Source organism: Streptomonospora wellingtoniae (assembly GCF_031845375.1).
In the GTDB taxonomy this organism is placed as follows: domain Bacteria; phylum Actinomycetota; class Actinomycetes; order Streptosporangiales; family Streptosporangiaceae; genus Streptomonospora; species Streptomonospora wellingtoniae.
On the sequence record NZ_JAVREK010000001.1, the window covers coordinates 36906 to 55374 of the forward strand.

16 protein-coding genes are annotated in these 18469 nt (G+C 71.3%); 1 reads left to right on the forward strand and 15 read right to left on the reverse strand.

The window, feature by feature from the left end:
* Positions 1-10 precede the first annotated feature (10 nt).
* From RM446_RS00160 to RM446_RS00230, 15 genes are all read right to left on the reverse strand, one after another.
* Positions 11-1582: an NADH-quinone oxidoreductase subunit M gene (locus RM446_RS00160; RefSeq protein ID WP_311542943.1), complete on the reverse strand. Its 1572-nt coding sequence runs from the start codon at positions 1580-1582 to the stop codon at positions 11-13.
* Positions 1583-3529: an NADH-quinone oxidoreductase subunit L gene (gene nuoL / locus RM446_RS00165; protein WP_311543265.1), complete on the reverse strand. Its 1947-nt coding sequence runs from the start codon at positions 3527-3529 to the stop codon at positions 1583-1585. It lies immediately after the preceding gene.
* A 23-nt stretch (positions 3530-3552) separates the two neighbouring features.
* Positions 3553-3852: an NADH-quinone oxidoreductase subunit NuoK gene (gene nuoK / locus RM446_RS00170; RefSeq protein ID WP_311542944.1), complete on the reverse strand. Its 300-nt coding sequence runs from the start codon at positions 3850-3852 to the stop codon at positions 3553-3555.
* Positions 3840-4790: an NADH-quinone oxidoreductase subunit J gene (locus tag RM446_RS00175; RefSeq protein WP_311542945.1), complete on the reverse strand. Its 951-nt coding sequence runs from the start codon at positions 4788-4790 to the stop codon at positions 3840-3842. Before RM446_RS00175 ends, nuoK begins: the two co-directional genes overlap by 13 nt.
* Positions 4787-5335, reverse strand: coding sequence for an NADH-quinone oxidoreductase subunit NuoI (gene nuoI, locus RM446_RS00180; protein WP_311542946.1), 549 nt, complete (start codon positions 5333-5335; stop codon positions 4787-4789). Before nuoI ends, RM446_RS00175 begins: the two co-directional genes overlap by 4 nt.
* The gene (gene nuoH / locus RM446_RS00185; RefSeq protein WP_398694227.1) at positions 5328-6692 is read right to left on the reverse strand and encodes an NADH-quinone oxidoreductase subunit NuoH; all 1365 of its coding nucleotides are present in this window, start codon (positions 6690-6692) and stop codon (positions 5328-5330) included. Before nuoH ends, nuoI begins: the two co-directional genes overlap by 8 nt.
* Complete coding sequence (locus RM446_RS00190; RefSeq protein ID WP_311542947.1) at positions 6689-9217, reverse strand: NADH-quinone oxidoreductase subunit G; 2529 nt, start codon at positions 9215-9217, stop codon at positions 6689-6691. Before RM446_RS00190 ends, nuoH begins: the two co-directional genes overlap by 4 nt.
* A 52-nt stretch (positions 9218-9269) precedes the next feature.
* Positions 9270-10568, reverse strand: coding sequence for an NADH-quinone oxidoreductase subunit NuoF (gene nuoF, locus RM446_RS00195; RefSeq protein WP_311542948.1), 1299 nt, complete (start codon positions 10566-10568; stop codon positions 9270-9272).
* Positions 10565-11269, reverse strand: coding sequence for an NADH-quinone oxidoreductase subunit NuoE (nuoE, locus tag RM446_RS00200; RefSeq protein WP_311542949.1), 705 nt, complete (start codon positions 11267-11269; stop codon positions 10565-10567). Before nuoE ends, nuoF begins: the two co-directional genes overlap by 4 nt.
* Positions 11266-12564, reverse strand: a complete 1299-nt coding sequence (locus RM446_RS00205; RefSeq protein ID WP_311542950.1) for an NADH-quinone oxidoreductase subunit D — start codon at positions 12562-12564, stop codon at positions 11266-11268. The genes nuoE and RM446_RS00205 overlap by 4 nt, the downstream gene beginning before the upstream one ends.
* Entirely contained in the window at positions 12561-13340 is a 780-nt protein-coding gene (locus RM446_RS00210) for an NADH-quinone oxidoreductase subunit C (RefSeq protein WP_311542951.1), read from the reverse strand. Before RM446_RS00210 ends, RM446_RS00205 begins: the two co-directional genes overlap by 4 nt.
* Positions 13337-13897 (reverse strand): NuoB/complex I 20 kDa subunit family protein, encoded by a 561-nt coding sequence (locus RM446_RS00215; protein ID WP_311542952.1) that lies wholly within the window; start codon positions 13895-13897, stop codon positions 13337-13339. Before RM446_RS00215 ends, RM446_RS00210 begins: the two co-directional genes overlap by 4 nt.
* A gap of 87 nt (positions 13898-13984) precedes the next feature.
* Positions 13985-14344, reverse strand: coding sequence for an NADH-quinone oxidoreductase subunit A (locus RM446_RS00220; protein ID WP_311542953.1), 360 nt, complete (start codon positions 14342-14344; stop codon positions 13985-13987).
* Between the two features lie 151 nt (positions 14345-14495).
* Entirely contained in the window at positions 14496-15806 is a 1311-nt protein-coding gene (locus RM446_RS00225; RefSeq protein ID WP_311542954.1) for a geranylgeranyl reductase family protein, read from the reverse strand.
* 389 nt (positions 15807-16195) lie between these two features.
* The gene (locus RM446_RS00230) at positions 16196-16906 is read right to left on the reverse strand and encodes a demethylmenaquinone methyltransferase (protein ID WP_311542955.1); all 711 of its coding nucleotides are present in this window, start codon (positions 16904-16906) and stop codon (positions 16196-16198) included.
* Between the two features lie 286 nt (positions 16907-17192).
* Between RM446_RS00230 and RM446_RS00235 the strand changes: the two genes are divergently transcribed.
* Positions 17193-18452: a hypothetical protein gene (locus RM446_RS00235; protein ID WP_398694268.1), complete on the forward strand. Its 1260-nt coding sequence runs from the start codon at positions 17193-17195 to the stop codon at positions 18450-18452.
* The last annotated feature ends 17 nt before the right edge of the window (positions 18453-18469 follow it).

Below are 18469 nucleotides of genomic sequence, written 5' to 3' on the forward strand. Positions count from 1 at the left end.
TCGTCCGCCATCAGTGGCCTCCTCCTTCGTGCCCGGATTCGCCGCCGTCGCCGGCCGCCTCCGCCTGGCCGAACGCCGGCTCCGGGTCGGTGGCGCCGACGGACTCCATGGTCGCCTCGACGGCAGGGTTGACGACGTCCAGCAGCGGCTGGGGGTACACGCCGAAGACCACCAGCAGCGCGACCAGCGGCGCCACGGCCAGGGTCTCCCGGCGGGACAGGTCGCGCAGCCGCGCCAGCCCTTCGGGCAGCGGCCCGGTCATGGTGCGCTGGTACATCCACAGGATGTAGAGCGCCGCCAGCACCACCCCGACCGAGGCGATGATCGCCGGGACCGGGTGGAAGGCGTAGGTACCGATGAAGACCAGGAACTCGCTGACGAACGGCGACAGCCCCGGCAGCGCGAGCCCGGCCAGTCCCGTGACCAGGAACACGCCGGCCAGAACCGGCGCCCTGCTCTGCACGCCGCGGTAGTCGGCGATCGCTGAGGAGCCCCGGCGGGCGATGAGGAACCCGACCACCAGGAACAGCGCTCCGGTCGCGAAGCCGTGGTTGACCATGTACAGCGCCGCGCCCGACTGGCCCTGGGAGGTCATGACGAACACGCCCAGGGTGATGAACCCGAAGTGCGAGACCGAGGTGTAGGCGATCAGGCGCATCATGTCGCTCTGCGCGATCGCCAGCACCGCGCCGTAGACGATGCTGACCAGGCTGAGCACCACCACCGGCCACACGAACCAGGTGGCCGCGCCCGGGAACATCTCCAGGCAGTAGCGCAGCATGCCGTAGGTGCCGACCTTGTCCAGCACGCCGACCAGCAGCACCGCCGTTCCCGGCCGCGAGGAGCCGGCCGCCGAGGGCAGCCAGGTGTGCACCGGCCACATCGGCGCCTTGATCGCGAAGGCGACGAAGAAGCCGAGGAACAGCCAGCGCGCGGCCGCAGGGTCCACTCCGGCAAGCGCGCCCCCCGGGCCCGCCAGCTCGCTCCACAGGAACGTGCCGCCGTAGACGTAGACGCCGATGACGGCCACCAGCATCAACAGCCCGCCCAGCAGGCTGTAGAGCAGGAACTTGACCGCCGCGGCGCGTCGCGCGTCCCCGCGGCCGTACCGGCCGATCATGAAGTAGACCGGGATCAGCATGGCCTCGAAGAACACGTAGAACAGGAAGACGTCGGTGGCGGCGAACACTCCGATCATCATCGCTTCGAGGGCGAGGATCAGCGCGAAATAGCCCTTGCCGCCGTCGGGGGCGTCGTCGTTCTCCCGCCAGGCCGCCAGGACCACGAGCGGCACGAGCACCACCGACATCAGAATCAGCACCAGCGCGATGCCGTCGACGCCGACCGCGTAGTTTACGCCGAAGCGCGGGATCCACGGGTAGACCTCGGCGAACTGCAGCCGGTCCCCGCCAGCGGGGGCGAACTGCGCGGCCATCGCCGCGACCACCAGCAGGGTCGCCACCGTCACGCCCAGGGTCGCGCGCTTGGCGGTCTCGACCCGCTCGCGCGGGAGCAGCGCCACCGCAGCGGCGCCCAGTGCGGGCAGCGCGATGGCGAGGGTGAGCCAGGGGAAGTCGGTCATCTAGATCCTCACAGCCAGCGTTGCGACGACGATGGCGGCGCCGAACAGCATCGTCAGCGCGTAGGTGCGGGCGAAGCCCGTCTGCGCACCGCGCAGGCCCCGGGAACTGTCGCGCACACCCGTGCCGACCCCGTCGACCAGGCCGTCGACCACCTTGGCGTCGAAGGCCGACAGCGCCGCGGCGACGGCCTGCCCCGGGCGCATGAGCAGCCCTTCGTTGAGGGCGTTGCCGTAGAGTTCGTTGCGGGCGAAGGCGGTGACCGGGCCGGGGCGCGGCGCGGTGACCGGGACCTCGCGGCGCCCGTACATGAACCAGGCCACGGCCGCCCCGGCCACCATCAGCCCCAGCGCCGCCAGGCTCGGCGCGCTGGTGAACATGGCGGCCAGATGGAACTCGTGGGCCTCCTCGGGTGCGCCGACGACCGGCTCCAGGAAGTGCGCGAAACGGTAGCCGAAAACCAGAACGGCACCGAGGAAGACCGACCCCGCAGCCAGCACGATCATCGGCACGGTCATGGAGGCGGGCGACTCGTGCGGGTGCGCGTCGTCGGCCCAGCGGCGCTCGCCGAAGAACGTCAGGATCATCACCCGGGTCATGTAGAACGCGGTGAGCCCGGCGCCGACGAGCGCGGCCACGCCCAGGGCGGTGCCCGTCGCGCCGCCGGACGAGAACGCGGCCTCGATGATGCCCTCCTTGGTCCACCAGCCCGACAGCAGCGGGAACCCGATGATGGCCAGATACCCCAGGCCGAAGGTGGCGAAGGTGATCGGCATCGCCTTGCGCAGGCCGCCGTAGCGGCGCATGTCGACCTCGTCGTTCATGCCGTGCATCACCGAGCCGGCGCCCAGGAACAGCCCCGCCTTGAAGAAGCCGTGCGTGATCAGGTGCGCAATGGCGGCGGCGTAGCCGATGGGGCCGAGCCCGGCCGCCAGGGTCATGTAGCCGATCTGGCTCATGGTGGAGCCGGCCAGCGCCTTCTTGATGTCGTCCTTGGCGCACCCGATCACGGCTCCGGCGAGCAGCGTCGCGGCGCCGACGACGGCGACCGTCGTCTGGGCCGCGGGCGCGGCCTCGAAGACCGGGCCGGCGCGCACGATCAGGTAGACGCCGGCGGTGACCATGGTCGCGGCGTGGATCAGCGCGGAGACCGGGGTGGGACCCTCCATGGCGTCCAGCAGCCACGACTGCAGGGGCAGCTGCGCGGACTTGCCGCAGGCGCCCAGGAGCAGCAGCAGGCCGAGCGCGGTCGTCAGCCCCGCGCCCGCCTGCTCGACGGCGCCGAAGACGCCGGAGAAGGCGACGGTGCCGAAGGCGGAGAACATGATCATGACCGCGATGAGCAGACCCATGTCGCCGACCCGGTTGACCAAGAACGCCTTCTTCGCCGCGACGGCGGCCGAGTCCTTGTGCTGCCAGAAGCCGATCAGCAGGTAGGACGCCAGGCCGACGCCCTCCCAGCCCAGGAACAGCAGCACGAAGTTGTCGGCGAGCACCAGCACCAGCATCGCCGCGACGAACAGGTTCAGGTAGGCGAAGAACCGGCGCCGCCGCTCGTCGTGGGCCATGTAGCCCACCGAGTAGATGTGGATGAGCGAGCCGACGCCGGTGATCAGCAGCGCGAAGCTGATGGAGAGCGGGTCCAGCAGCAGGCCGACCTCGGCATCGAAGCCGCCCACCTTGAACCAGGTGTAGACGGGGACCGCGAAGCTCCGCTCCTCGGGCGCCGCGGCCAGGATCTCGAACAGGGCCGCCACCGCCCAGCCGAAGCTCGCCAGCGGCAGGGCGGTGCCCAGCCAGTGTCCCCAGCTGTCGGTGCGCCGACCTCCCAGCAGCAGAACCGCGGCGCCGACCAGCGGAAACGCGATCAGAAGCCAGGCATTGGCCAGGATCGCCCCGCTGGCCTGGGAGGTGACAGCGGTCGCGTGCTGCTCGGCGGCGAGGGTTATCTCAGACACAGCCACGTCGCCTTCTAGTGCTTGAGCAGGTTGGCGTCGTCGAGCGACGCCGACCTGCGGGTCCGGAAGATCTGCATGATGATCGCCAGGCCCACCACGACCTCGGCCGCGGCCACGATCATCACGAAGAACGCGATGACCTGGCCCTCGATGTCGCCGAGCATGCGGGCGAAGGCGACGAACGCCAGGTTGCAGGCGTTGAGCATCAGCTCGACGCACATGAACACGATGATGGCGTTGCGCCGCACCAGCACGCCGATGGCGCCGATCGTGAACACGACCGCGGCCAGCACGATGTAGTTCATCGGGTCCATGTGTGCTCGGCCTCCTGTCCGTTGGCGTCGCCGTCGCCGCTGCCGTCGTCCTCGGGACCGGAGGCGCTGCCGGTCCCGGCTTCGCCGTCGGCGGCGCCGAGGGGGTCGGCCTCCTTGGAGGCGGCGGAGTCGGAGGCGCCGCCGGCCTCGGGGATCGAGCCCAGCTGGAAGTCCTTGGGCACGCCGGAATGCAGGCTGGGGTCGCGGGCGGTGAGCACGGGGTTCAGCGACAGCTCCGAGACCGAGCCGTCCGGCAGCAGCGCGGGCATGTCGATGGCATTGTGCCGCGCATAGGTGCCCGGGCCCGGCAGCGGGGTGGGGTGGTCGCCGCGGATGCGCTCACGGGCCAGCGCCCGCTGCGTGCGCCGCTTCTTGATCCGGTTGACGTGGGCGAGCACGAGCGCGCCCAGCACCGCGGTGATCAGCAGCGCGCCGGTGGCCTCGAACGCGACGATGTAGCGGTAGATCACCTCGCCGGCGATCCAGGGGACGCTGCCGCCGGCGGCGGCGATGCCCGCTGCGAGCCCGACGGGCTCGGCGGCGGTGATGCGGGTCAGCCCCAGCGTCAGCGCGCCGAGGAAGCAAACCGCCACCACCGCGGTGAGTACCCGCTGCCCGCGCAGCGTCTCGACCAGCGAGTCCGCCGAGCTGACGCCGACCAGCATCAGCACGAACAGGAACAGCATCAGGACCGCGCCGGTGTAGACGACGATCTGCACGACCATGAGGAACGGTGCCTGGTTCATGCCGTAGAAGGCGGCCAGCCCGAGCATGACCATGGCCATCATCAGCGCCGAGTGCACCGCCTTGCGGCTGAAGACCACGCCGAGGGCGCCGATGACGACCACCGTGGCGAGGACCCAGAAGACGGCCGCTTCGACACCGCCGATGGGGCTGCCCGGCGCCGCGGAGGCGCCGGTGAGGACGGCGGCGTTCACTGCGCCTCACCCTCGGGCCGGGGCGCGGCCGCGGCCTCGGCCGGGGTGGCGCCGTTGCGGTAGTACTCCTCCTCGGTCTCGCCCAGGCGCATGGGGTGCGGGGGCGCCTCCATGTCCTCCAGCAGCGGCGCGAGGAGCTGCTCCTTGGTCCAGATCAGGCTCTCGCGCTCGTCGGCGGCGATCTCGTACTCGTTGGTCATGGTCAGAGCCCGGGTGGGGCAGGCCTCGACGCAGAGTCCGCACAGGATGCAGCGCAGGTAGTTGATCTGGTAGACGCGGCCGTAGCGCTCGCCCGGGGAGTAGCGCTCCTCCTCGGTGTTGTCGCCGCCCTCCACGTAGATGGCGTCGGCCGGGCAGGCCCAGGCGCACAGCTCGCACCCGATGCACTTCTCCAGTCCGTCGGCCCAGCGGTTGAGCTGGTGCCGGCCGTGGAAGCGGGGCGCGGTCGCGCGCTTGACCTCGGGGTAGTTGGTGGTCGGCACCTTCGTGAACATGGTGTGGAAGGTGACGCCGAACCCCTTGACGGGGTTGAGCCAGTCAAGCACCGGTTACCTCCTCACGCTTGTCGTCGGGGGCACGAGGGGCGTATCGCGGTCCCTCGGCCGGCACGCTGCTGCCGTAGTGGGGTGCGCTCGGCGGTGGCACGGGGAATCCTCCGTAGGCGGGGTCTTCGCGCATGAGCCGCAGTTCCTCCCGGCGCTCGGCGGCCTCGGCGCGGCGCTTGCGGCGCGCCGCGCGCGCCCAGGCGGCGAGAACGACGACCGTGGCGGCCGCGAACCCGCCCACAACGGCGGCCACCACACCGGCGGGCGCCCCCTCGTTGACGAGGATGCGCACGAACGCCACGGCGGTGATCCACACGAGCTGCACCGGGATGAGGATCTTCCAGCCGAGCTGCATGAGCTGGTCGTAGCGGATCCGCGGCACCGACCCGCGCACCCAGATGAACAGGAACATCATGAGCAGGAACTTCAGCAGCCACCACAGGGCCGGCCACCAGCCGTCGTTCGCACCTGCCCAGAACATGGTCAGCGGCGGCGGCGCGAGGTAGCCGCCGAGGAAGAAGGTCACCGAGACGGCGGCGACGGTCACCATGTTCACGTACTCGGCGAGGAAGAACATGGTGAACTTCATCGACCCGTACTCGGTCATGAACCCGCCGACCAGCTCGCCTTCGCCCTCGGCGAGGTCGAAGGGCAGCCGGTTGGTTTCGCCGATCATCGTGACGATGTAGATGAGGAACGACGGCAGCAGGATCAGCGCGAACCACACCGGCCGCTGCGCCTCGACGATGCCGGAGGTGGTCAGGGTGCCGGAGTACATGAACACCGCGACGAACGACAGTCCCATCGCGATCTCGTAGCTGATGACCTGGGCCGAGGCGCGCAGCCCGCCCAGCAGCGCGTAGGGGGACTGCGAGGCCCAGCCGCCCAGCACGATGCCGTAGACGCCGACCGCCGCGGTGGCCAGCACCACGAGCGCGGCGATGGGCAGGTCGGTGAGCTGGAGCGGGGTCTGGACCCCGAACATGTTCACCTCGGGCCCGACGGGGATCACCGAGAAGGCGATGAAGGCGGGAACGGCGGCGATCACGGGAGCCGCGATGTAGACCGTCCGGTCCACTCCCCGCGGGATCAGGTCCTCTTTGAGCGACAGCTTGACCCCGTCGGCCAGGGACTGGAGCAGTCCCAGCGGGCCGAACCGGTTGGGGCCGTGGCGCTGCTGCATGCGGCCCATGACCTTGCGGTCGGCCATGATCATCATCAGCACGCAGACCATCAGGAAGACGAAGATCACCAGCGCCTTGATCAGCGTGATCCACCAGGGATCGGTGCCGAAGGCGTCCAGCTGGGCCTCGGCGGCCACGGGTAGGGCCGCGCCGGCCTGTGCTGTCGTGGTCACAGGTCGCTCCCCGCACTCGTCGCGGACATCCTGGCTTGAAGGTCGGCTCCGCCCTCGCCCTGCTCGCCGCTCTCGCCGCTCTCGGCGGAGACGGCGACGACGGTCCCGCCCGCGGCGCCCAGGTCGCGGCGGACGTCGCAGTCGCGGGCGTTCTCCGGAAGCCACACGACCCGGTCGGGCATGGGTGCGGCGACGGCGGGAACGCTGACCGCGCCCGCAGGGCCGCTGACACGCAGTCGACCGCCGTCGGCCAAACCGATCTCGGCGGCGGTGGCGGCGGAGACGCGGGCCAGGGCGGGGCGCGCAGTCCCGGCCAGGTAGGGCTCCCCGTCCTCCATGCGGCCGTTGCCCAGCAGCTGGCGCCAGGTAGACAGCACGGCCTCGCCCTTTCCGGGCCGGGGGCGCTCGGCGCTGCGGGTCAGCGGGTCGGGAACACGCTCGCCGGACCACGCGCCGAGCCGGTCGAGCTCGCGCAGCGCGGTGGCGTCGTCGGGCAGGCCCAGGTGCACGTCCATCTCGTCGGCGACGGCGGACAGCACGCGCAGGTCCGACAGCAGTCCGGGCTTCTTGAGCGTGTCGCCGAAGGGGCGCCGGCGGCCCTCCCAGTCGACGAACGTGCCGCTCTTCTCGGCCACGGCCGCCACCGGCAGTACCACGTCGGCCCGGTCGGTGACGTTGCTCGCGCGCATCTCGACGCTGACGATGAACGGCACGCGCGCCAGGGCGGCGCGGGCGGCGGCGGGGTCGGGCAGGTCGTCGAGGTCGACGCCGGCGATCAGCAGCGCCTCCAGCTCGCCCGATGCGGCGGCCTCGACGATCTCGGCCGTGGAGCGGCCCTCACGCTCGGGCAGCGAGCCGACGCTCCAGGCGCGGGCGACCTCGGCACGGGCCGTGGCGTCGGAGACCGGCCGCCCGCCCGGCAGCAGGTTGGGCAGCGCGCCGGCGTCGGCGCCGCCGCGCTCGCCGGCGCGGCGCGGCACCCAGGCCAAGCGGGCACCGGTGCGGTCGGCCAGCCGCGCGGCCGCCGACAGCGCTCCGGGAACCGCGCCCAGCCGCTCGCCGACCAGGATGACCGAGCCGGTCCGGCGCAGCGCCTCAAGCGCCTCGGAGTCGGCGTCGCCCAGCTCACCCAGCACCTCGGGCTCGGCTCCGGGCGCCGTGGGGATCAGCCGGCCGCCCGCCTTGGTCAGCCCGCGTGTGGCGTAGGGGGCCGCGGCGAAGACGCGGGTGCCGTGCTTGCGGTGCGCCTTGCGCAACCGCAGGAACACCACCGGCGACTCGTCCTCGGGCTCGAACCCCGCCAGCAGCACCGCCGGGGCGGTCTCCAGGTCCTCGTAGGAGACTCCGAGCCCGGTGCCCGCCACCCGGGCGGCGAGGAAGTCGCCCTCCTCCTCGGAGTGCGGGCGGGCCCGCATGTCGACGCTGTTGGTGCGCAGCGCCACGCGGGCGAACTTGGCGTAGGCGTAGGCGTCCTCCAGCGTGAGCCGTCCGCCGGTGAGCACGCCGACGCGGCCGCCGCGGTCGCGCGCCCGGGCCAGGCCCTGGGCTGCGGTGGTCACGGCTTCCGGCCAGGAGGCGGTCTCCAGGGCGCGGCTCTCCTCGTCGCGCACCAGGGGGTGGGTGAGGCGGTCGGGCTGGGTGGCGTACTTGAACGCCCACCGGCCCTTGTCGCAGTTCCACTCTTCGTTGACCTGCGGGTCGTCGCCTGCCAGGCGCCGGGTGACCTTGCCGCGCCGGTGGTCGGTGCGCTGGGCGCACCCGGCGGCGCAGTGCTCGCACACGCTGGGGGTGCTGACGAGGTCGAACGGCCGGGACCGGAACCGGTAGGCGGCGCCCGTGAGCGCGCCCACCGGGCAGATCTGGACGGTGTTGCCGGAGAAGTAGGACTGGAACGGCTCGCCCTCGGCGATGCCCACCTGCTCGTCCGCCCCGCGCTCCAGCAGCTCGATGAAGGGGTCCCCGGCGATCTGCGCGGAGAAGCGGGTGCAGCGGGCGCACTGGATGCAGCGCTCGCGGTCCAGCAGCACCTGCGTCGACAGCGGGATCGGCTTGGGGAAGGTCCGCTTGACGTCCAGGAAGCGCGTTTCGCCGCCTCCGTTGGCCATGGCCTGGTTCTGCAGCGGGCACTCGCCGCCCTTGTCGCATACCGGGCAGTCCAGCGGGTGGTTGATCAGCAGGAACTCCATGATCCCGCGCTGGGCCTTCTCCGCCACCTCGGAGGTCAGCTGGGTCTTGACGACCATGCCCTCCATGACGGTGATGGTGCAGGAGGCCTGCGGCTTGGGCATGGCGCGCCCGTTGCCCGCGTCGGGGATCTCCACAAGGCACTGCCGGCACGCGCCCACCGGGTCGAGCAGGGGGTGGTCGCAGAAGCGCGGGATCTGGATCCCCAGCAGCTCGGCGGCCCGGATGACCAGGGTTCCCTTGGGCACCTGGATCTGGAAGCCGTCGATGGTGACGGTGACCAGGTCCTCCGGCTGCGCGGGCGGAGTGCCGCCCGAGGCGCTGTTGGTCGTGACGGTCACTGCTCCTCCTCTCCTGCCGGCGCCGCCGGCATTGCGGGCGCGGACGCCGCGGTCATGCCGTGCCTCCCCACACCGTCGACTTGCGGTGGTCGAACGGGCAGCCGCCCCGGGTGACGTGGTCGATGTACTCCTGGCGGAAGTACTTGATGGAACTCATCACCGGGCTGGCGGCGCCGTCGCCGAGCGCGCAGAAGGAGCGGCCCAGCAGGTTGTCGCAGATGTCCAGCAGCTTCTCCAGGTCGGCCTCGGTGCCTTCGCCTCGTTCGAGGCGGTCGAGCACCTGCACCATCCAGTAGTTGCCTTCGCGGCACGGGGTGCACTTGCCGCAGGACTCGTGCGCGTAGAACTCGATCCAGCGGCCGACGGCGCGGACCACGCAGGTGGTCTCGTCGAAGATCTGCAGGGCGCGGGTGCCCAGCATGGACCCGGCCGCACCGACGGACTCGAAGTCCAGCGGGGTGTCGAGGTGCTCATCGGTGAAGATCGGGGTGGAGGACCCGCCGGGAGTCCAGAACTTCAGCTCATGGCCTTCGCGCACGCCGCCGGCCATGTCCAGCAGCTCGCGCAGTGTGATGCCCAGCGGGGCCTCGTACTGGCCGGGCCGGCGCACATGGCCCGAAAGGGAGAAGAAGCCGAACCCGGCGGACTTCTCGGTGCCCATGGAGGTGAACCACTCGGCGCCGTTGCCGACGATCCCGGGGACGCTGGCGATGGACTCCACGTTGTTGACCACGGTGGGTGAGGCGTAGAGCCCGGCCACGGCGGGGAAGGGCGGCTTCAGCCGGGGCTGGCCGCGGTAGCCCTCCAGGGAGTCCAGCAGCGCGGTCTCCTCGCCGCAGATGTAGGCGCCGGCGCCCGCGTGCACGACCACGTCCAGGTCGAACCCGGTGCCCAGGACGTCGGGGCCGATCAGGTTGGCCTCGCGGGCCTCCTCGACGGCCCGCTTGAGGCGACGGATGACGTGCAGGACCTCGCCGCGCACGTAGATGAACGCCTGGCTGCTGCGGATGGCGTAGGCCGAGATCGCGACTCCCTCGACGAGGGCGTGCGGGTTGGCCAGCATCAGCGGCACGTCCTTGCAGGTGCCGGGCTCGGACTCGTCGGCGTTGACGACCAGGTAGCGCGGGTTGGGGTTGTCCTTGGGCAGGAACCCCCACTTCATCCCGGTCGGGAACCCGGCGCCGCCGCGGCCGCGCAGGCCGGAGGCCTTGACCAGGTCCACGATCGTGTCGGGCTCCATGGTCAGCGCGGTGCGCAGCGCCTCGTAGCCGCCGCCGTCGCGGTAGCCCTGCAGCGTAAAGGAGTCGGGGCGGTCCCAGTTGGCCGAGAGGACCGGGGTCAGGGCGGTCACTTGGCGCTCCCTTCGTCTCCGCTCGGCGCGCCCGCGGCGCCGGGCTCGGGGGCGCTCCAACCGCGCTCGCGCGCGAGCTTCAGCCCTTGCAGGGAGGGTTCGCCCGCCTGCGTTCCCTCGTCGGCGCGCCCGTCGGAGAACCCGGCGAGCAGGCGGCTGGCCTCCTTGAAGGTGCACAGCCGCTCGGGGCCGCGGGTGGGGCGCACGTCCTCGCCCAGCCGCAGGTCGTCCACCAGCCGCTTGGCCGACTCGGGGGTCTGGTTGTCGAAGAACTCCCAGTTGACCATCACGACCGGCGCGAAGTCGCAGGCCGCGTTGCACTCGACGTGCTCGACCGAGACGCGGCCGTCCTCGGTGGCCTCGTCGTTGCCCACACCGAGGTGCTCCTTGAGGCCGGCGAGGATCTCGTCGCCGCCCATGACCGCGCACAGCGTGTTGGTGCACACCCCGACGTGGTACTCGCCGGTGGGCCGGCGCTTGTACATGGTGTAGAACGTCGCCACGGCGGTGACCTCGGCGGTGGTCAGGCCCAGCTGCTCGGCACAGAACCGGATGCCCGCCTGTGTGACGTAGCCCTCCTCGGCCTGCACCAGGTGCAGCAGCGGCAGCAGGGCCGAGCGCTCGCGCGGGTAGCGGGCGATGACCTCCTTGGCGTCGACCTCCAGCCGCCCGCGGACCTCGTCGGTAAAGGTGCTGCTCACCTGTCCACCCCTCCCATCACGGGGTCGATACTGGCCACCGCGGCGATCACGTCGGCCACGGATCCGCCCTCGCACATGGCCGCGACCGACTGCAGGTGGTTGAACGAGGGGTCGCGGAAGTGCACGCGGTAGGGGCGTGTGCCGCCGTCGCTGACGGCGTGGCAGCCCAGCTCGCCCTTGGCGCTCTCCACCGCGGCGTAGGCCTGCCCGGCCGGGACCCGGAAGCCCTCGGTGACGAGCTTGAAGTGGTGGATGAGGGCCTCCATCGAGCCGCCCATGATGTGGGCGATGTGTTCGGGCGAGTTCCCCAGGCCGTCGCCGCCCAGCTCCAGCCGGGCGGGCCAGCCGATCTTGGCGTCGTCGATCATGATCGGGCCCGGCTGGAGCCGGTCGAGGCACTGCTCGACGATGCGCAGGCTTTGCTCCAGCTCGGCCATGCGCACCCGGTAGCGCGCGTAGACGTCGCCGCCGTCGGAGACGGGGATGTCGAACTCGTAGTTCTCGTATCCGCAGTAGGGCTTGGCCTTGCGCAGGTCCCAGGCCAGACCGGAGGCGCGCAGCAGCGGGCCGGTCACGCCCAGCGCCATGCACCCGGACAGGTCCAGGTGGGCGACGTCGCGGGTGCGGGCCAGGTAGAGCGGGTTGGCGTCGAGGAGCTTGCGCAGCGTGGCGATGCGCCTGGGCATCTCCTTCAGCAGCTCACGGATCTTGGCGACCGCTCCGTCGGGAAGGTCCTGGGCGACGCCGCCGGGGCGGATGTAGGCGTGGTTCATCCGCAGGCCGGTGATGAGCTCGAAGATGTCGAGGACCATCTCGCGCTCGCGGAACCCGTTGGTCATGACCGTGGTGGCGCCCAACTCCATACCGAACGTCGCCATCGCCACGAAGTGGGAGGACATCCGGTTGAGCTCCATCATCAGCACGCGGATGACGTCGGCCCGCTCGGGGATGCGGTCGGTGACGCCCAGCAGGCGCTCGACCGCCAGGCAGTAGGCGACCTCGTTGAACATCGGCGTGAGGTAGTCCATGCGGGTCACGAACGTGGTGCCCTGTGTCCACGTCCGGAACTCCATGTTCTTCTCGATGCCGGTGTGCAGGTAGCCGATGCCCACCCGCGCCTCGGTGCAGGTCTCGCCGTCCAGGGTGAGGATGAGCCGGAGCACGCCGTGGGTGGAAGGGTGCTGCGGGCCCATGTTGACCACGAGGCGCTCGGCGTCGCTGCTCTGCGCCTTGGCGACGACCTCCTCCCAGTCGCCGCCGGTGGCGTCGATGTAGTCCTCTGTGACGTTCGTCATTGGTATGACCTCCGCTCGTCCGGCGGCGGAATGGTTGCACCGCGGTATTCGACCGGGATCCCGCCGAGCGGGTAGTCCTTGCGCTGGGGGTGGCCGTGCCAGTCGTCGGGCATCTCGATACGGGTGAGCGCGGGGTGCCCGTCGAAGACGATCCCGAAGAAGTCGAAGGCCTCGCGCTCGTGCCAGTCGTTGGCCGGGTAGACGGCGACGACCGAAGGAATGTGCGGGTCGGCGTCGGGGCAGGCCGTCTCGACGCGGATCTCGTTGTTGTGGGTCAGCGAGCGCAGGTGGTAGACCGCGTGCAGCTCGCGCCCGCTGTCGTCGGGGAAGTGCACCCCGCTGACACCCGTGCACAGCTCGAACCGCAGGCCGGGGTCGTCGCGCAGGAGGCGGGCGACCTCGCGCAGGTTCTCCCGGCGCACGTGGAAGGTGATCTCGCCGCGGTCGACCAGGACCCGTTCGACCGCCCGGGTGCCCGGGGCGCCCTCAGCGCCCAGGGCCCGCTCAAGGGCGTCGGCGATCCCGTCGAAGGACTCCGTGCGGGGGTCGTCGGGGTCGGTGAAGGGGCGCCGGGAGGAGGCGCGGGGGGTCTTCCGCACCAGCAACCCGCCGTAGCCGGAGGTGTCGCCGCTGGTCTTGGCGCCGAACATCCCGGTTCGGGCGACGGGCGCGCTGAGGCGCTCCTCGCCGGCGCGCGCCGGAAGGTTCTCCTCCTGGTCGGCGTGCTCCTCGCCGCGGTCGGGACCGTTGCCGTTGCCGTTGCCGTTGAGACTCACCGTCCCGCCACCTCGCTCGGGTCCAGCAGGGGGAGCTCGCGGCGCAGCCGGCGCTCCTCCTCTTCCTCGATCTCGGCCTTGCGGTGCGCGCCGAGCTTCTCGTTCTGCACCTTGTCGTGCAGTTTGAGCACGGCGTCGAAGAGCATCTCGGGCCGCGGCGGGCACCCGGGCAGGTACATGTCGACCGGCACGATGTGGTCGACACCCTGGACGATGGCGTAGTTGTTGAACATGCCGCCGCTGGAGGCGCACACGCCCATGGAGATGACCCACTTCGGCTCGGGCATCTGGTCGTAGATCTGGCGGAGAACGGGGGCCATCTTCTGGCTGACCCGGCCCGCCACGACCATCAAGTCGGCCTGGCGCGGCGTGGCGCCGAACTTCTCCATCCCGTACCTGGCGATGTCGTAGTGCGGTCCGCCCGCCGACATCATCTCGATGGCGCAGCAGGCCAGTCCGAACGTGGCCGGCCACATCGAGCTCTTGCGCACCAGCCCGGCGATCTGCTCGACCGTCGTCAGCATGATGCCGCTGGGCAGTTTCTCCTCAAGCCCCATCCGGCGAACCCCCTTTCTGGTGCGTCGTCTGCGTGCGTCGGTCCGCGGCCTCGCGGTGCCGGGGCGCCGCTCGGCGCTCCCGGGTGCTCACTCCCACTCCAGTCCGCCGCGCCGCCATTCGTAGGCGTAGGCGATCGACACGTTCACCAGGAAGAGCACCATCGCGATCAGCCCGAAGACGCCGAGCTCGTCGAAGTGAACCGCCCACGGATAGAGGAAGATGATCTCGATGTCGAAGACGATGAACAGCATCGCCGTGAGGTAGTACTTGATCGTGAAGCGCCCGCCGCCGGCAGGCTGGGGCGTGGGCTCGATGCCGCACTCGTAGGCCTGCATCTTGGCGCGGTTGTAGCGCTTGGGCCCGGCGATGGAGCCGACGAGCATCGAGACTCCGACGAACGCGGCTCCGATGGCGGCGAGGACGAATACCGGTGCGTACAGCTCCATTGCTAGGCGTTCTCCTCAATGCCGGCGCGGCGTGCCGGCTCCGGCGCCCGGCGCGCGGGCGCGGCGTTTGCACGCTCGCTTGTGAATGCGTTCACGTACTCGCGCGAACCGTGCGATGGCTCAACGGTGTGCATGTGTCCGCCCCTTCGCCTCAGGCTGCCGGCGCCATCTTGGACAGACCGTTGATCACGCGGTCCATGGCGTCGCCGTGGCTGGGCTCGGTGAGGTTCGCGAGCATCTTCAGCGCGAACCGCATCAGGGTGCGCTGCGGCAGCCCGTACTTGGTGGCGTACTTCATGAGCTCCGGGTTGCCGATCATCTTCACGAAGGCGCGGCCCAGGGTGTAGTAGCCGCCGTAGGTCTCCGAGAGGATCCGCGGGTAGCTCAGCAGCGTGCGCTCGCGGGCCTGCTGGGTGGGCCGGGCGTGCGCCTGGACGACGACGTCGGCGGCGATGCGGCCGGCCTCCATCGCGTAGGCGATGCCCTCACCGTTGAACGGGTTGATCATCCCGCCGGCGTCGCCGACGAGCATCAGCCCGCGCGTGTAGTGCGGCACGCGGTTGAAGCCCATGGGCAGCGCGGCGCCGCGGATCTTGCCGTCCTGGTTCTCCTCGGTGAAGCCCCACTCGGCGGGCATGCCGGCGGTCCAGCGCCGCAGCAGCGAGCGGTAGTCGACGTCCTGGAAGGAGGAGGTGGAGTTGAGGATGCCCAGCCCGACGTTGCTCCGGCCGTCGCCGACGCCGAACACCCAGCCGTAGCCGGGCAGCAGGACCTCGCGCCCCTCGCTGTTGTCCCACAGCTCCAGCCAGGACTCCAGGTAGTCGTCCTCGTGCCGGGGGCTGGTGAAGTAGGTGCGCACGGCGACGCCCATGGGGCGGTCGTCGCGCTTGCGGATGCCCATGGCCACCGAGAGCCGCGAGGAGTTGCCGTCCGCAGCGACCACCAAGGGTGCGCGGTAGGTGACGGGTTCCCGGTCGGGGTTCTTGGCGGTGACGCCGACGATGCGGTTGCTGCGCGGGTCGACAACCGGACCGGTGACGTTCGTGCGCTGCAGCAGGCGGGCTCCGGCCGAGACCGCGCGCTCGGCGAGGATCTCGTCGAAGTCCTCGCGGGTGCGCACCAGGCCGAAGCCGGGGTACTCGGCGAGGTCGGGCCAGGGCAGCTCGATCCGCACGCCGCCGCCGATGATGCGCAACCCGTGGTTGCGGATCCAGCCCTTGTCCTCCAGCGAGACGCCCATCGCGGTGAGCTGCTTGACGGCGCGGGGCGTCAGGCCGTCTCCGCAGACCTTCTCCCGCGGAAACGCCGTCTTCTCCAGCAGGAGGACGTCGAGGCCGGACTGGGCGAGGTAGTAGGCGGCCGTGGATCCGGCGGGCCCGGCTCCGACGATGATGACGTCGGCCTCGGCCTCGGCCGCAGGCCGGCCCCGGACGGACAGGGGGGCGGGTGCTGTCTCGGTCACGAGTTGGTCCTTGGCGTGCATGGCGCGGTGCTGCGCCTCGGGGGTGCGCTGACGGCGCTTCGCGGCTGGTTTGCGGCTGGTTCGCGGCTCGGTTTCGGCTGAGCACGAGCTCTATGTACGACTCGTCTGTTTGTGAAGGGCTTCACAAGCCCCTGTGATCCAGAGTCTAGACCTTTCGTGCTGCTGGGGCGACCCCCAAGGCGCATTCATCTTGTTTCGCCGCTTTCGCCGACAAAAGCGGCGTTCGGCTCACTACCAGGAAAAGTAAGGCAAACCTACGTCCGTTTTATTGTGGTTGGTCGCAAATTACCGATACACGAAAAAACGCAGCGAACGAGGCGTTCGCGGCGCTGGCGGCGCTGAGGCGGATGCTGCGGTCGGGCGGCCGGTCAGCGGCGGCGGTGGCCGCGGTGCAGCGCGACGACCCCGAACGTGAGGTTGCGCCAGGCCACCGACTCCCAGCCGGCTCCGATCAGCCGCTGAGCGAGCGCGCGCTGGTCGGGCCAGTCCATAATCGACTCGGAGAGGTACTCGTAGGCCTCCGTCCTGTCGGTCGCCAGCCGGGCGATCTTCGGCAGGGCACCCATCAGGTAGGTGCCGTAGACGCGGTCCAGCGCGCCGACCGGAAGATGGCTGAACTCGCAGACCACCAGGCGGCCGCCGACCTTGGTCACCCGGCGCAGCTCGCGCAGGGCCTGGTCGCAGTCGTTGGTGTTGCGGAGCCCGAAGGACACGGTGACGGCGTCGAAGGTCTCGTCGGCGAAGGGGAGCGAGAGCGCGTCACCGGCGACGAAGGTGACCCCGCGGCGCGAGGCGCCGCCGCGGCGGCGGGCGCCGACCCGGAGCATCCCCTGCGAGAAGTCGCAGGCGACGACGCGGGCGCCCTTGCGCGTGAAGGACTCCGAGGACGTACCGGTGCCCGCGGCCAGGTCCAGCACCAGCTCGCCGCTGTAGGCGTCGACGGCCTGCACCGTGGCGCGCCGCCACAGGCGGTCCTGGCCCAACGAGATGACGTCGTTGACGAGGTCGTAGCGGTCGGCGATGCCGTCGAACATGGTCGCGACGTCGGCGGGCCGCTTGTCGAGCTCAGCGCGGGTCATGCGTCCACTCTAGGGCCGGCGCGGAGCGGGCGGCGCCGCGCGGGAGGTGTCCTGTGCGCGGAACCGCCCATAGGAGTTACTCTTTGTTACCGAACGATTCCTTTGTGTTTGCCCGGACGGCGCGCCGATCCGCTGTGGCGGCACCCGCCCGCGTCCGCGTGCCGCCGCACCCCGATCCCGCAGCCGATCCTGGAGGTCTCCCGTGCCCACCAAACGCCGCGCCGGCGGCCCCGCGCCCGGCCACGCCCGCAGGGGCGGCAGGGCCCCGTCCCGACGGGCCGGCGCCGTGCTGACCGCCGCACTCGCGGCCGCCGCGCTGGCCGCGCCGCCGACTCTGGCCCAGCCCGCCGCCTACGCAGGCGTGCTCCACCCCGGCGTCGTCGGCGAGCACCCGGTCGCCTGGACCCCGCACGTCCTGGACGGCCGGGTCAAGGCGGTCGCGCCGGTCGGCGACCTCGTGGTGGTGGCCGGGCGGTTCGACCGCGTGGCCGCCCCCGACCGCAGCGGCACCGTCGAGCGGCACAACATCTTCGCCTTCGAGCGCGGCTCCGGCGCCATCAGCGACGACTTCGCGCCCGCGGTCGACGGCACGGTCACCAGCCTGGTGCCCGGCCCCGGCGACAGCGTCTACATCGGCGGCGGCTTCGACCGCGTCGAGGGCGAGGACCTGCCGGGCGTCGCCCTGCTCTCCACCGGCGAGGGCGAGCCCGCACGGAACTTCGACGCCGCGGTCGCGGGCGGTTCGGTCTACCGCATCGACGCCCGCGGCGGGGCCCTCTACCTCGGCGGCGCCTTCGACAGCGTCGGCGGCGAGCGGCGCAGCGGCCTGGCGCGGGTCGACGCCCGGACCGGCGCGGTCGACCCCTCGTTCGACATCGCGCTCGCCGACTCCCGGCGCGGCGGCCTGCGGGTGCAGGAACTGGCGCTGAGCCCGGGCGGCGACCGCCTAGTGGTCGCGGGCACCTTCACCCGGGCCGAAGGCAGGAGCCGCCCCCAGATCGCCGTCGTCGACACCGGCGCACGCCCGGCCGCGCTCGCCGACTGGTCCACCGACGCCTACGCGAAGCCCTGCGACTACAGCAGCATGCACACCTACATGCGCCAGATCGACTTCGCTCCGGACGGATCGTACTTCGCGGTGGTCACCGCGGGCGGACCCGAGCGCAAGCCGGGCCTGTGCAAGACGGCGGCGCGATGGGAGACCGGCGCCGGCTCCGGCGCCGAGCCGACCTGGGTCAACCGCACCGGCGGCGACTCGCTGTACGCGGTGGAGGCCACCGGCGCGGCGGTCTACATCGGCGGGCACCAGCGCTGGATGGACAACCCGGAGGGCGACCACGACGCCGGGCCGGGCGCCGTGGAGCGCAGCGGGATCGCCGCCGTAGACCCGCACACTGGGCGGGCGCTGCCGTGGAACCCGGGCCGCAGGCCGCGCGGCCACGGCGTCGAAGCGCTCACATCGACGCCCGAAGGGCTCTACGTCGGCAGCGACACCACGGGGCTGGCCGGCACCTACCGGGGAAGGCTGGGCATGTTCCCGCTGTGACCCGACCGGGCCGGCGA